A 14,835-nucleotide genomic window follows, 5' to 3' on the forward strand; every position below is an offset into this window, starting at 1 on the left:
CCCTCGTTTCCTTTGAAATTACCAGTTTCCTTAAGCGAGTATCTTTGCGACGCAATATCTTTTTATAATCCTAACAATTCATATATCAACATATGATAGGATCAAATCTAATATAAATTTCTTTTAAAATATAGTAATATATTAAAATAATTACAGATAATAGCTATAAGGTAATTGCTAAATCTATTTAATTATTAAGTGATAGTCGGGTAAAGATGCAAAATCCGTTTAAACACAAAAAAGCCGTGATGTGCAAAATGCATAATCACGGCTTTATAAACTATTTTTAAGTGCTTAAACGTTGAAACGGAAGTGCATAATGTCACCATCCTCAACTACGTAAGTCTTGCCTTCAACTGATAATTTACCAGCTTCTTTACAGGCATTCTCAGAACCTAATGTAATGAAGTCATTGTATTTAATTACCTCTGCACGGATAAAACCTTTTTCAAAGTCGGTGTGAATTACTCCAGCTGCCTGAGGGGCTGTAAAGCCTTTAGTGATTGTCCATGCTCTTACTTCCTGCACGCCTGAAGTAAAGTAGGTGAACAGGTCCAATAAACGGTAAGCTGCAACAATTAATTTGTTTACGCCAGATTCTGCTAAGCCCAGGTCAGATAAAAATTCCTGACGCTCTTCATAACTGTCCAGTTCAGCAATTTCAGACTCAATTTTAGCGGAGATAATTAATACCTCTGCATTTTCGCCTTTTACATTTTCCTTTACCAGGTCAACATATGCATTACCGTTAATCACTGAATTTTCATCTACGTTACACACGTACATGACTGGTTTTTGTGTTAATAGTCCTAAACCTTCAATAAACTCAAAATCCTCCGCATTCAAAGCTGCTGAACGTACAGATTTTCCGCTTTCCAGGTGAGGTTTGATCACGCTTAAAATCTCGAATGTTCTTTTTGCTTCTTTATCAGTTTTAGCCAGCTTTTCCACTTTTTGAATACGTTTCTCAACAGTATCCAAATCTTTAAGCTGTAATTCTGTGTCTATAATTTCTTTATCACGGATAGGGTCAACCGAACCATCTACGTGGATCACGTTTCCATCGTCGAAGCAACGTAAAACGTGTATAATTGCATTGGTAGCTCTGATGTTTCCTAAAAACTGATTGCCTAAGCCTTCACCTTTGGATGCACCTTTTACCAAACCGGCAATGTCTACGATCTCAATTGTATTTGGAACAACGCGGTTAGGATTAACCAGTGCTGCAAGTTTTGTTAACCTTTCATCCGGTACAGTAATTACACCAATATTAGGTTCAATTGTGCAGAAAGGAAAGTTAGCTGCCTGAGCTTTTGCGTTAGATAAACAGTTAAATAAGGTGGATTTTCCAACATTTGGTAAACCGACTATACCACATTGTAATGCCATGAATGATTTTTTTTCTTTATTTGGCGCAAAGGTATCAATTTTTTTAAATCCCTGACAGAATAAACTTGTGCCACACGCAAATATTCTCTATGTTTAGAAAATTAAAAAAAACTGACAATACGCCGTTATGGAAAACTTTGAGGAAACTAAACCTGAACTGCTGGAAAACGAAGAACCAGTAACTTTAATGGTTTCAGAAGATATACGCAGCTATATTTACGATACTGCTAAATGGAGCAGGTTTCTCTCGGTAGTAGGATTTATCTTCTCGGCACTGATTGCCATTTCAGCATTTAGCGTAGATGCAATTTTAGGTTCACTGCAGGCATCCATGCCGAATAATCCATTGCTACAGCTTGGGTCAGGAGGGATTACCGCTATTTATTTAGTGATTGCTTTTCTGCAGTTTTATCCAAGCTTGCTGCTGTTTAAATTTTCTTCTGCAGCCAATCAGGCCGTATTATATGGCGATCAGGCAAGCCTGACCGCCGCAATGAGTAAACTTAAATCTTTCTTCAAATTTTTTGGCGTGCTGACCATCGCTTTCATCGTATTTTATATCGTCACGATACTTTTATCGATTATGATGCTGGCCAGCCGTTAATCAGACTAACGCCTGGTAGCTTCGATTCTTTCTTTGAAAGAGTTGATCTCTTTGGAGAGGAGCGACTCAAATAATGGGTTTAGTAATCGGGCTAAACCTATGCCTACACCACCAACAGGAGGATGGTAGGACAAAACAATTTTTAAGACGGTACCTGCTCCGTCGGGAGTTTCATCAAATTCTACTCTTCCAACATGCTGCAAAACAGAACCGCTTGCAGATCTCCAGCCGATTAACCGTCCGGGTTCGTCTTTTACAATTTCTGAATTCCAGTCGATAGGTAACAAACTTCCCAGTGCATTACTTTTCCAGTGGGATAAATGCTCATCTATCACTTCTACATCCAGGAGATGTTTCATGCTTTTCGGCAGGTTATTGAGGTTACGCCAGTAGCTGTAGACTTCGTAGCAGGGTTTATCAATGATGAACTCCCCGCGTACATTGATGGCCTGTGGTTTCCTGCTGTCTACACCCAAAGCTTCATACACAAGGCAATTGCCTGTAAATCCGCGGTAGGTTAAATACGCACCATATAAAAAGGTGGACTTAAAAGGATTTTTTAATCCTTTGCTTAACAATATTCCCCCTGCAAATATGGAAACAAAGCGTTCAGTCAGGCCCAGGTTGGCTGACTGACGGCGCACTAATTTTTGCTCGGGTGTATGTAGTTTCAGGTGTTTGGAATGTGTCTGCATAACATTTATTTTTGCTGAATAGCTGAACCGATAGCATTTACCTCTTCAGGAGAAAGTTCGCCCCACATCTGATCCCAGGTGCCATCTTCATCTAATCTGATCTGTGTAATCTTGTCTGATCCTGAAAAACAAATGTAATATTCTACACCATCACTGGTTTCATCTGGTTTAACAGTGATCGTTTTTTCCGCTCCGCTAAGGGAAACAGTGATTTTAAATTCCGGGTTATGTAGTTCTAAATCTGCCATGTTTTCGTTGTTTCTTTAATAACAGTTCATGGGCGACACTGTTTTAATAATCTTGGAATGACAAGGCAAATAAAAAGGGGCCGCTTTCGCGAATCCCCTTCCTAGTGTTTGTCAGCAACGACTGAAAACCTGCCAATCTTCGCCGCCGCTGCAAACACAACCCTAACCAAGCAATAACTATAGGTGTGTTGTTCTTGCCAAATCCCTGGTGTCTGTAAGTTGTTTCGCTTTCTTCTGGTAAGCCCAGTAAAATACGATTGGATAGACAAACAAACTGAATAATGTATTGGTAATTAATCCGCCTATGACTACGATAGCTAAAGGTTTTGAGGCTTCAGAACCTATGCCGGTTGACAAAGCCGCGGGCATTAAACCTATTGCCGCCATCATGGCTGTCATAATCACGGGACGTAACCTGGTGGCTATACCATCTTTTAGTGCGTCAGAAAACGTCCAGGTAGGATGGTATTTCAACTCGGCGATATTGGTTTTGAACTTGGTGAGTAAAATCACACCGTTCTGCACGCAAATCCCAAACAAAGCAATGAAGCCGATCCCTGCGGAGATGTTAAAGTTCACATGGGCAATGAGCAGGGCAAGTACCCCGCCAACCATCGCAAATGGTACGTTGTTCAATACCAGGAGTGAATCTTTAATATTTCCGAACAGTACAAAGAGGATAAAGAAGATCAGCAATAAACTGATAGGTACAGCCTGGGATAACCTTGCTGTAGCCCTTTGCTGGTTTTCAAAATCTCCTGCCCACTGCAGTTTGTAATCTTTAGGGAGTTTGATGGCGGCATTCACTTTAGCCTGCGCCTCAGCAATGGTACTGCCCATATCTCTTCCCCTGATAGAGAATTTGATGGCGCCATAGCGCTCATGTTTGTCGCGGTAGATGATACTGGGACCGGTTACTTTTTTAATGGTTGAAATCTCGCTCAGAGGCACTTTCGCACCGGAGATGCTTTGAATCCTCAGGTTACCGATCGACTCCTCATTTTGTCTGAAAGAATCGGGATATCTTATCCTCAGGTCAAATTTACGCTCTCCTTCAAAGATCTGCGTGGCAGATTTACCGCCAATGGCCATCTCAATTACAGCGTTGGCATCTTCTGCGGTTACCCCATAAAGGGCCATCTTGGTCTGATCCAGGTTGATCTGAAGTTCTGGCTGACCCAGGTTTCTCAGGATACCTAAGTCCTCGATACCGGGTACAGTCTTAAGGATAGCTTCTATTTTCTCCTCTTTATCTTCAATGTATTTGAAGTCTTCTCCAAACATTTTTACCACAATAGATCCTTTTACGCCTGATACGGCCTCTTCCACATTATCTGAAATCGGCTGTGAGAAGTTAAGGCTGATGCCGGGATAACCTTTCAGCTTTTCCTGCATGCGCTCAATCAGCTGCTCTTTGCTTTCATGGCGTTTCCACTCGTCTTTAGGATAGATATCTACCAGGAACTCCATATTATAGAAGCCGGTAGCATCTGTTCCGTCATTGGGTCTTCCGGTCTGTGAAACCACTTGTTTGACTTCGTCAAAGTGAAGGAAGATCTTACGGATCTCATTTGATAACTTTTTGGTCTCACTCAAAGAGATGCTGAGTGGTGCACTGGCTCTTACATAAATGGATCCTTCATCAAGGGTAGGCAGGAATTCTGTTCCAAGAAATTTGAAACTGAAGAGTCCGCCGATAAGGATCACCAATGCAATGGGGAAAACGATCTTTCTTGATTTGAAACAGGCATTATAAAACCTAACGGTACCATTGGTAATTGCCCTCAGGAAGAAGTTATCTTTTTCTTTTACATTCTTATTCAATAATACACTCGCAAGTGCGGGTACAAGAGTGAAGGTAAGGATCAACGCACCTAATAAGGCGAAGCTTAATGTCCAGGCCAGTGGAGAGAACATTTTTCCTTCTACTTTCTGAAAAGTAAAGATGGGCAGCAAACCGGTTACAATGATCAGCTTCGCAAAAAAGATACCTTTACCATTCTCTAAACAGGCTCTTTTAATAATGCCGAGTTTACTGAGTTTGTTGAATTTCTCCATACCGTCCTTATGGGCACGGTGATCGAGCGCCACAAAAATTCCTTCGACCATCACGACGGCCCCGTCGATGATAATTCCAAAATCTATCGCCCCCATCGAGAGTAAGTTGGCAGACATCCCTTTTAATTTCAGGCAGATGAAGGCAAAGAGTAAAGCGAGTGGAATAATGATGGAAACGATAACCGTTGTTCTCCAGTCGGCCATAAAGAGAAACACAATCACGGTAACGAAGATAATCCCTTCCATCATGTTATGCATTACCGTATGTATGGCATAATCCACCAGGTTTTCCCTGTCGTAGAAAGTATTGATCTTCACATCCCCGGGCAGGATGTTATCATTGATCTCTTTTATTTTTGCTTTCAGGCTGGTGAGTACCTCGCTTGGATTTTCACCTTTACGCATCACTACGATACCTTCCACTACGTCAGGATCGTTATCCCTTCCTACCTGTCCCAGTCTTGGTAAAGCTGCTTCAGTAACCTCTCCGATAGTTTTTACATAAACAGGGGTTCCGTTTACGTTTTCTACGATGACGTTCCTGATCTCTTCAATGTTATTCAATACCCCAATTCCGCGCACTACATAGGCTTGACCTGCCTGCTCTATGACATCACCACCGACGTTGATGTTACTTTTGGAAACGGCATCATAGGCTTCCTTCGCGGTTACGCCATATTGTATAGATTTCTGCGGATCTATGGTGATCTGATAGGTTTTTACCTCACCGCCAAAACTTACCACATCGGCTACGCCCGGTACAGAGAGTAACTCCCTTTCCACTACCCAGTCCTGCAGGGTTTTCAGTTCCCTGATGGATTTTTTATCGCTTTGGAGGGTATAACGGAAAATCTCACCAGTGGGACCAGATGAAGGCTGAATGCCCGGGGTTACTCCGGCAGGAATATCTGCATCATCAATATGATTGTTGACCTGCACCCTGGCGAAGGCATAATCTACATCGTCATCAAAGGTGATTTTCACAATTGAAAGTCCGAACAAAGACGAAGAACGGATACTTGTTTTTTTCTCTGTCGGGTTCATCGCGATTTCCAGTGGTCGCGTCACAAATTTCTCTACCTCCTCGGCACTTCTTCCGGGCCATTGGGTGATGATGGTGATATTGGTATTGGTTACGTCCGGGAATGCCTCTATGGTCGTATTTTTGAAACTGATATATCCTGCTATCACCATAATGAAGGTGGCGAAGAATACGAAATACTTGTTTTTTAAGGCGAATCCTATGATAGACTTAATGAACTTGTTCATTTTGATGTTTTAAAGAGATTCCTGAAAATTAGTCTTTGAGACTTTGGTAAATGAATACGGTTTTGGAAGCAATGACACGGTCGCCCGCCTGCAAACCTTTACTGATGTAGGCTTTGCTGCCAGATTTCCGGCCGACTTCCACTTCCTGTATCCGTACTTTTTTCACTTTATCCAAAACGAGCACATAACTTTTATCTTCGTCAAAAATGATATCATCTGCATTGATTGATGGCAAAACGTTATCAGACTTAGCCGTGATCTGTACAGTAGCCATCATGCCTGGTTTCAGCAGGTAACCCGGGTTTGGAATGTTTACCCTGGCGTTCATCACCTTGCTGTCGGGATCAAGCACATTATATATCTTATCAATTTTCCCGCTGAAAACTTTATCAGGGTAGGAGAGGATGGAGATCTTTACCGGATCGCCCTGCTGAATGCTGGAAATGTCTGATTCGTAAATATTAATAAGCGCCCAGACAGTAGATAAATCTGCAACGGTGAATAAAGCCTCATTGTTGTCTGCACGCAATTGCATGTTACTGTTTACGTTTTTATCAATGACGAAACCAGCAATAGGCGATCTTAAAGTATAAGTTCCGTTAGTGCTGCCACCGTTAAGGTTCAGTACAGCCCTGCTGCGTTTATCTTCTGCCTGTTTAACGAGATAATCATTTTTTGCTTCTTCTAAATCTCTGGCGGATGACAGCCCACTTTTGAACATGTCTTCGGCCACCTTCAGACTTCTTGCTGCATTTCTGAGTTCTGCAGAGGAGCTGATGGCTTCTTTATCATAATTAGCCATTTCCGGACTGCCCATAGTGGCCAGTACCTGTCCTTTACTCACCCTGTCGCCTAATTTTACAGGTACAGCACGTACATTTCCACTAACCATCGGAAATATTTTTGCGGTGGTCTCCTCATTGGGGGCAATTTTGGCGGAGAAGCTCAGGTCAGATTCATTATTCGGACTTTTTACCGTATCTATCATCAACCTGCTGATCAATGAGTCTGTAATTAGAAATTTATCATCTTTTGGCGGTTCGGTTTTTTGCTCCGAGCAGCTTTGTAAGAGTAGGGCAGCAGTCAGCAGGCTCAGCATAAGCTTACTGAGGTTGTTCAATTGGGTTTGCATGTCTTGTATTATTTAAATATGGTAGAGCCAGTCACGTAATTCATCTCTTCTTTAGCGTTCATCCGCTGATATTTCAGGTCATTCATCTGCAGCGTATTCTGTTTATAAGAGTCATAGAAATCCATAAACTCAATCAAACTCATGTTCCTGTTTTTAAAATTCTTTACCACTTCGCCAATCAGTTTATCGAAGTCGGAATTAAAGTTTTTATCGAAGCCATCATATAAGCGCTCTGTTCTTAATGCCGATTGATAACTGTTAAATACTTCATTTTCCAGTGTGGATTCCTGTTGGTTCAGCATGTTCCTGCCGGCATCAATGGCAACTTTTGCTTTTTTGATCTCGCCCTGGTTTCTGTTAAATAAAGGGATTGGAATATGCATACCCAGACCAACATAGTTGTTGGGATAACTGCCCTGGAGATCATAAAGAAGTGAAAACTGTACATCCGGTACGGCCATTGCTTTTTGAAGTGTCAGGTTTTTCTCTGCATAGGTAATTCCTGCCTGACTCATTTTCAGGTCTGCACGATTGTTACGGGCAGAATCCAGCAGGTTAACATAGACAGATTTGCTGAGCTGGTAGTTCTGTTCTTCGGAAGGATCCATGACCAGCTGCAGGTTCGCATCTGGCTTTACATTGGTCATCAGTTTCAGGTCAGTTTCCCTATCCTCGATGTCATTCTCCAGGTTATTGTATTCGGTCTGGAGACTGTAGAGCAATGATTTGATCCTGATCATATCTTTCATGGCAATGTTTCCGGCTTTCAGCTGTTCTTCTGATGCAGCAAGTAGTTTTTTCAGCGAGTTGATCTGCTCTTCGTATACTTTTGCACTTTGCTGCGCGTAATAGGTTTTATAGAAATTGGATCTCAGATTATACCTCAGGGTACGCATCAGGTCAAAATATTGGTATTCATTCAGCTTTACCCCGGCAGTAGCCAGTTGAATATTTTTGTTGCGCTTCCCAGCCAGTTTGATCAGTTGTGAGATGGAGGCCGAATATTGTCCCTGAGTTCTGGAAGTTTCAAAAAACCTTTTTGTTTCACTATTATATAACTGCGTTTCTGCTTCAAGCTCCGGATTATCAAATAATCTTGCTGTGATGATATCTGCCTTTGCCTGATCTGTCTGATAGTTTTGGGCAATTAACTGGTAATTGTTCCTGATAAAAAGCTGTTCTGCTACAGGGAGGCTGAGTTTTAACGTGTCAGTAGACTGGGCTGCTGCATTGTTGGTTAAGCCTGGCAGGACAAATCCGGTAAATAATATAAAGAGTTTTAATTTGTTGGTCGCCATCTGTTTAATGTTTAAACAAATCTAATCTGGCGAAATTAAAGGTGAATTAAAGGCGAATTAAAAAGTGGTTAAAATGAATGGAATTGAACGAGAAATGTGGTTCCCGAAGCATTAGATGACGTTACAGTGATCTTTCCGCCAAAAAGCGTGATGATTTTATGTGCCATATATAACCCCATACCATTGCCGGCATGTTCTACCTTTATTGAAGAGCTGTAGAAAGGTTTGAAAATCTGTTCCAGCTTTGAAGCCTCTATACCTGTGCCCTGGTCACTGATCGTGATGTCTATACCAAGAGGCGTAATGTCAAGCAGGCAGCTCACCTGCTGATTGTCAGAAAATTTAAAGGCATTGCTGATGATATTGTCCAGCGCAATCTGCAAAAGCGTAGGGTTGGCCTGCAGGGTCAGCAACTGTTCATCCATAGGCAGATTTTTCATTTCTACCGTTAGTTTGTTACTCCCTTTTTTCTGGTTCCATTCTGCCTGCATCTGCCAGATCATTTCATCGATACGGACCTGCTCCAGTTGTGCCGCGCCATATTCGAGATCTGCCTGTGCCAAATGAACTAATCCGGTGATAATGTTGTCCAGTTTCTCGGCATCTTCCAGCATGGAACGTAAGGCCTGTTTGTATTCCTGTGTTTCCCTTTCTTTTGAGAGGCTGATTTCTGCACCAATGACCATCCGCGTAACGGGTGTTCTCAGTTCATGTGAGGCATTGGCCACAAATGTTTTTTGCAGGATAAAGGCATGTTCCATATGCTCCATCAGGTTGTTGAAATTCTGGGCAAGCAGGGTAATTTCATCTTTGTTTTTCCCTTCTGCTACACGGAAATCGAGGTTATTGGATTTAATCAATTTTACCTGCTGAATGAAAACATCGAGTGGGGAGAGGATCCTTTCTGCTATCCATCTTGCAGAAAGCAGTAATCCGATGAAAATAATGATAAATACAACGATCATTACTTTGAGTAACTGCTGTACTCTGACCGTCGTTCCATGGTCTATAGCTGAGGCAATAATCACAAAGTCGCCCTGGTTATCTTTATAAAAGATGCCTACAACCTGCCTCTCTCCGTCTTTGAACCTGGCTTTACCTTCCTGGCGAACCTTATTGATCGTCTCATTGGTCCAGAATTGTTCATCATCACCTATAAATGTGGCATTGTTGCGTTCATTGTAAATCCGTATGACTTCTCCATTTAACCGCTCCAGGTATTGTGCCCTTACGGCATCAAGTGCGTCAGTCGAGATTTCATCTGCTTTTAAATAGAGCTTCGCCGTCACCATCGTCCGGTCAGTCAGCCGGTCAAAAAACTCCGATTCCATTACTTTCTGGAAGGCAAAATAGACCACGATCAAAACAGCCAGCAGTGTAAAGGTACTGATCAGCGTAAAATATAAGGCCAGGCGGTCTTTAATTTTCATCGGCAGCGCTTATTTAAGGATGTATCCCATACCTATTTTGGTGTGGATCAGTTTTCTTTCAAATCCTTTTTCAATTTTGTTGCGCAGGAAGTTGACATACACATCAATCACATTTGTGCCGGTATCAAAGCTAATATCCCATGCATTTTCTGCAATATACTGACGTGATAATAAACGGTTAGGATGTTTCAGGAAAAGTTCCAGCAAGGTAAATTCTTTGGCTGTCAGCTGTATATCTTTACCGGCGCGGCTTACGGTTTTACTATAGGTATCCAGCACAATATCTTCAAATACCATGGTATGTGCCTGCGGCTGAGGTGTGACGAGTTGTTGTCTCCTCAATAAAGCTTCGATCCGGGCCAGTAATTCCTTGAAGTGGAAAGGTTTGAGCAGGTAATCATCGGCACCCGAATTGAGTCCCAAAACCTTGTCCTCAATGGAACCTAAAGCCGTCAGCATCAAAACCGGAACCTCTTTATTGGTTTCCCTGAGTTTGCGGCATACTTCAATACCATTCATTCCCGGCATCATCACATCTAATATAATCAGGTCGAATTTCTCTTCCTGGAAAGCATAGAGTGCCATTATCCCGTCAGGCATAGTGGTGACGATGTAGTTATGTTCTTCCAGTCCGGCCTTTACCAGGCTGGCTATTTTCTCATCGTCTTCTGCTAATCCAATCTTATACATACCTGAATTATTTTATTTAAATACAAATGTAGAATCTATTCGGAACTTATTCTGCCTCTTTTTTTCCTGTTTCAGGCTCTTCTTTTTGTCCGTCTTTAAATTCTTTGATGCCCTGGCCAAGGCCTTTCATCAGTTCAGGAATTTTTTTGCCGCCAAAAAGAAGCATAATTACGACCAGGATAACCAGGATTTCCGGCGTACCCAATGCAGCAAGGAGTGTTGGATTCATCATGTTATTAATGATTAAAGGGGATAAAGAATAAATAATCAAAAGTAAAACGCTGAAGTTAAAGCCCTGTTAAAAGCGAATTAAAATCACATTAAAATAATCTTAACCAAACCTTAATCTTTGATTACATTTTAAAAGTGTACCTTTGCAAAATTGTTTCCCTGAGGGATCGGTTGAGCCTGCAATTCAGCCTGTTAATCATGGGCAATATTGCATTAAAAACATTATGAAGAAGATTGTCGATTACAGAAAATTATTGGGTGTTCAGAAAGATGCCGAACTGAAGGAGTTAAAAACTATCTACAGGAATTTAATGAAGGAATTCCACCCTGATAAATTTCAGGAAGATGAAGCAAGAGTAGCTGCCGAAGTTAAAAGTAAAGAAATCATTGAAGCATACCACTTCCTGGTAAGTATTGCTCCTGAAACTTTAGCCTTATCAATTGAGGAATATACCAACACTACTGCAACTTGTGGTATTGCTGACTATAACTGGAAAGGATTAGTGCTTACAGTACAGTTCCTGGACGGTAGCAGCTATGAGTATTTCGAAGTACCTAAAGCGATTTACGTGAAATTAGTGAATGCTGATTCTCCCGGAAGATTTGCACGTCGTCATATCTTCAATTCATTCCCATACAGAAATACAGTTAAATTAGAAACAGCTTAATCAGCGTTTTATTCTAATACATCGTATACCTGCACCTTTTAGGTTCAGATCGGGTTAGCCTTAAGTAATTGATCTCAATTCCTTAAGGCTAACCTTTTTTTATTTCTCTTTTATCTGTGTGGGTTTTTTGTCGTTTTCCTGGATAGAATCGCCACCGGTTTCAATCTCTACTTCACGTGTAGTCACCGCATAGTGATTGGGACGAATCTCTGAACCGTAATTGATGGCATAAGCCTTGGTGAATTCTGCGCCGAAAAACAGGATGATGGAAGAATAGTAGGTCCATAACAACAAGACTACTAGAGATCCTGCTGCACCATAGGTACCCCCCACATCACTGCTGCCGATATAAATGGAGATACCAAATTTACCAATCATAAATAATACCGCAGTTACGATAGCGCCTAAGGTTACATCTTTCCATTTGATCTGCGCATCGGGCAATACTTTGAAAATTACGCCGAATATCAGTGAGATGACAGATAAGGTAATCAACTGGTTAAGAATATAAAAGAAGATCACTGAAACCTGGTTAAAAGTAGCCTGCAGTTTAGTGCTGAAACCATCTATCAGAGAGGTAACGCCGAGGGAAACCAACAGGATAAATCCGAGACTGAGGATGACTGAAAAAGAGAGAAACCTGTTCTGCAGCATTTTCAACCAACCCCTTTTTGGTTTCGGTTTTAATCCCCAGATCGTATTGATGGAATCCTGGATCTCCGCGAATACGGTGGTCGCACCGATAAGGAGTGTAGCTCCACCAACTACCGCAGAAAATACGCTCTGATTACTTACTGCTGCTTTTTTAATAATTTCCTGCAGTTGTAAGGCTGTGTCTTTTCCAAGAAAATCAACAAGCTGGTAGTAAATCTGACCTTCAATAGCTTCCCGTCTCCAGACCATACTGCAAATGGAAATGAGCAGAATAACGAGGGGACCCATAGAAAATACGGTATAATAGGCCAGTGAACCACTGAGCTTGGTCACTTTATGATCCGTAAAGCCGCCAAATGACTCTGTTAATACTTTCCAGATTCCCTTAAAGGATAGTTTTCTTTTTTCGCGTTTTTCCATATTTTCATCAATAATTATTGTTATGAAGCTACCAGGATCATTTTCATTGCTATTTGTGAGCTGTGTGCTCGTGGTGGTTTCGATAGATAGCTATCGTTTTCAAAGCAAATGAGTTGCCAGTTCTGTTTTAAAAAATGATTTTGTTGCAATTAAGTCAGAAAATAAGATTTCCTGGAAACTGAAAGATAATGCGATTACTTTTGCTAACACTGTTAATAATTTTAATGAGATGGGCATAGTTGAACGTAAAATCAGGCACAAAGAAGAGGTTCGGTCCGGCATATTGGCGGCAGCCTGGAACATGGTCATTACTGATGGATGGCAGTCGCTCTCTATCAGAAAAATTGCTGATGCCATAGAATACAGCATCCCGGTAATTTACAATCACTTTGAAAATAAGGAAGCCATTTTACTGGAGTTTTCTATCGAAGGATTTCAGAAACTCGCCTGTACCTTATCCCGTGCAAAGGGATTGCATCAGTTGCCTGAAGACCAGTTATACGAAATGGCAGATGCTTACTGGGAGTTCGCTTTCGAAAACAAGGAATATTATCAGCTGATGTTTGGGCTGGGTATTCCTGCCTGCGAAATGGTTAACCAGGTTTCTGAAATGAAGGAAATGACATCGATACTGATTTCCACCATAAAAGAGGCATTGGCGCTGGCGAAAAATACGGAAGCAGACTATTTTCTGAAGTTCCATACCTATTGGTCGATCCTTCACGGATTGGTTTCCATAGAAATGATAGAGAAGGATGGTAAGCCTGATCAGTTGAAAAAGATGATCTTAAAGGATGCTATGCAGGGTTTTGTTAAATCCTTAATGCTTTAAATAAATTTTTATGTTATATATTTACCATAGATTAAATACATACATAAAACATTAGTACATAATGAACAGAATATTTAACACCAATTACAATCACCGCAGTCTGGATATTGCGGTGTTGATTTTACGTGTTGCAATAGCTTTATTGATGCTTTCTCACGGAATACCAAAGTTTAATATGTTATTGGCCGGTGGTACAATTACATTTCCTGATCCATTGGGTGTAGGAAGTATTCTTTCCCTGGTGATGGCAGTTTTTGCTGAAGTATTTTGTTCTATATTATTGCTGTTGGGTTTTGCTACCAGATTAGCTGTGTTGCCACTGATCATTACGATGCTGGTAGCGGTTTTTATCATCCATGGAAATGATGGTATGAAAGAAAAAGAAATGGGACTGCATTATTTGCTGACTTATGTGCTGTTGTTATTCTCTGGTGGCGGTAGGTTCAGTGTCGACAGTATGATCAGCATCAAGGGAAGCCGTTCGAAAAGGGGTTACTAAAGACCGGCAGCAAACAATAAATCTGTGTTTAAGCGTTATATGCTGGACAGATGCAACGTATGCATCGTTTAAAAAAAGAAAAAGATGAAATCAATAATAATGATTTGTTTAGCGGCCATTACCATGGCGGGCTGTGGCGTGAACAAACAGGCGCAGCAAATCAAAGCACTGGAAAAGTGTACCTACAAGGTAATGTCTGCCAGTAACGTAACTGTTGGTGGTGCGGATGTTAAAAAGATGATCAACATGCAGGACATCAACCTGGCCAGCTTACCTGGCCTGGCTTTCGGTTTGCTGAGAAAAGATGTGCCGCTTAAAGCACGCATCAATATGGAAATCACGAATCCATCTAGCAGTCTGGCGGCTATCAATGAGTTTGAATACAAAGTATTGATCAATAAGGTAGACCTGGCTAATGGTTTTGTTAACCAGATGGTGAGTGTAGAACCGGGACAGTCGGTTGTGGTACCTGTAGATATCACTGCCAATGTTTACCAGTTCATTTCTAACGCCAGGGTGATGTCTGAAATTTCAGAATTCCTGAAAGGTGGCGGCAGCGGACAGGAAAGAAAAGGTCTGGTTACCCTTAAAATCAAACCAAGTATCAAGGTTGGCAATACGCTGGTTAAATACCCTGGTTATATTACGATCGATAAAGAAGTAAGCAGCAAAATCCTGCTATAATCCTGCAAGCAGGATTGTTACCAATATTAATTGC

General features: G+C 41.3%; 15 protein-coding genes. 5 read left to right on the top strand and 10 right to left on the bottom strand.

Annotation, left to right across the window (positions count from 1 at the left end; translation table 11 throughout):
- Nucleotides 1-294: 294 nt before the first annotated feature.
- Nucleotides 295-1,389: a redox-regulated ATPase YchF gene (gene ychF / locus OQX62_RS05050; RefSeq protein WP_265830322.1), complete on the bottom strand. Its 1,095-nt coding sequence runs from the start codon at nt 1,387-1,389 to the stop codon at nt 295-297.
- A gap of 127 nt (nt 1,390-1,516) precedes the next feature.
- Here ychF and OQX62_RS05055 point away from each other — a divergent pair, with 127 nt between their 5' ends.
- Nucleotides 1,517-1,993 carry a DUF5362 family protein gene (locus tag OQX62_RS05055; RefSeq protein WP_265830323.1) on the top strand — a complete coding sequence of 159 codons (477 nt, stop codon included), beginning with the start codon at nt 1,517-1,519 and terminating at the stop codon, nt 1,991-1,993.
- A 5-nt stretch (nt 1,994-1,998) separates the two neighbouring features.
- On the opposite strand, the gene OQX62_RS05060 is transcribed toward OQX62_RS05055, so the two are convergent.
- The 8 genes from OQX62_RS05060 to OQX62_RS05095 all read right to left on the bottom strand — a co-directional run bounded on the left by OQX62_RS05060 (nt 1,999) and on the right by OQX62_RS05095 (nt 11,045).
- Nucleotides 1,999-2,688, bottom strand: a complete 690-nt coding sequence (locus tag OQX62_RS05060; RefSeq protein ID WP_265830324.1) for a YgaP-like transmembrane domain — start codon at nt 2,686-2,688, stop codon at nt 1,999-2,001.
- A gap of 5 nt (nt 2,689-2,693) precedes the next feature.
- Nucleotides 2,694-2,936, bottom strand: coding sequence for a hypothetical protein (locus tag OQX62_RS05065; RefSeq protein WP_265830325.1), 243 nt, complete (start codon nt 2,934-2,936; stop codon nt 2,694-2,696).
- 177 nt (nt 2,937-3,113) lie between these two features.
- Nucleotides 3,114-6,263 (bottom strand): efflux RND transporter permease subunit, encoded by a 3,150-nt coding sequence (locus OQX62_RS05070; protein ID WP_265830326.1) that lies wholly within the window; start codon nt 6,261-6,263, stop codon nt 3,114-3,116.
- 28 nt (nt 6,264-6,291) lie between these two features.
- A complete protein-coding gene (locus OQX62_RS05075; RefSeq protein ID WP_265830327.1) occupies nt 6,292-7,395 on the bottom strand; it encodes an efflux RND transporter periplasmic adaptor subunit in 1,104 nt (367 codons plus the stop codon).
- Nucleotides 7,396-7,403: 8 nt separating this feature from the next.
- Nucleotides 7,404-8,693 (bottom strand): TolC family protein, encoded by a 1,290-nt coding sequence (locus OQX62_RS05080; protein WP_265830328.1) that lies wholly within the window; start codon nt 8,691-8,693, stop codon nt 7,404-7,406.
- Between the two features lie 68 nt (nt 8,694-8,761).
- Complete coding sequence (locus tag OQX62_RS05085) at nt 8,762-10,123, bottom strand: sensor histidine kinase (RefSeq protein WP_265830329.1); 1,362 nt, start codon at nt 10,121-10,123, stop codon at nt 8,762-8,764.
- Between the two features lie 9 nt (nt 10,124-10,132).
- The gene (locus tag OQX62_RS05090) at nt 10,133-10,813 is read right to left on the bottom strand and encodes a response regulator transcription factor (RefSeq protein ID WP_265830330.1); all 681 of its coding nucleotides are present in this window, start codon (nt 10,811-10,813) and stop codon (nt 10,133-10,135) included.
- Between the two features lie 46 nt (nt 10,814-10,859).
- Entirely contained in the window at nt 10,860-11,045 is a 186-nt protein-coding gene (locus OQX62_RS05095; RefSeq protein ID WP_265830331.1) for a Sec-independent protein translocase subunit TatA/TatB, read from the bottom strand.
- Nucleotides 11,046-11,268: 223 nt separating this feature from the next.
- On the opposite strand from OQX62_RS05095, the gene OQX62_RS05100 reads away from it, so the two are divergent.
- On the top strand, nt 11,269-11,712 hold the full coding sequence (locus OQX62_RS05100; protein WP_265830332.1) for a KTSC domain-containing protein: 444 nt from the start codon (nt 11,269-11,271) through the stop codon (nt 11,710-11,712).
- Nucleotides 11,713-11,811: 99 nt separating this feature from the next.
- Here OQX62_RS05100 and OQX62_RS05105 read toward each other — a convergent pair whose 3' ends face one another.
- On the bottom strand, nt 11,812-12,786 hold the full coding sequence (locus tag OQX62_RS05105) for a YihY/virulence factor BrkB family protein (protein WP_265830333.1): 975 nt from the start codon (nt 12,784-12,786) through the stop codon (nt 11,812-11,814).
- A 229-nt stretch (nt 12,787-13,015) separates the two neighbouring features.
- Between OQX62_RS05105 and OQX62_RS05110 the strand changes: the two genes are divergently transcribed.
- The 3 genes from OQX62_RS05110 (at nt 13,016) to OQX62_RS05120 (ending at nt 14,801) form a co-directional block, all read left to right on the top strand.
- On the top strand, nt 13,016-13,618 hold the full coding sequence (locus OQX62_RS05110; protein ID WP_265830334.1) for a TetR/AcrR family transcriptional regulator: 603 nt from the start codon (nt 13,016-13,018) through the stop codon (nt 13,616-13,618).
- Nucleotides 13,619-13,679: 61 nt separating this feature from the next.
- Nucleotides 13,680-14,117 (top strand): DoxX family protein, encoded by a 438-nt coding sequence (locus OQX62_RS05115; protein WP_265830335.1) that lies wholly within the window; start codon nt 13,680-13,682, stop codon nt 14,115-14,117.
- A gap of 84 nt (nt 14,118-14,201) precedes the next feature.
- Complete coding sequence (locus tag OQX62_RS05120; protein ID WP_265830336.1) at nt 14,202-14,801, top strand: hypothetical protein; 600 nt, start codon at nt 14,202-14,204, stop codon at nt 14,799-14,801.
- The last annotated feature ends 34 nt before the right edge of the window (nt 14,802-14,835 follow it).

The sequence above is a fragment of the Pedobacter sp. MR2016-24 genome, from assembly GCF_026239655.1.
Taxonomy (GTDB): Bacteria; Bacteroidota; Bacteroidia; order Sphingobacteriales; family Sphingobacteriaceae; genus Pedobacter.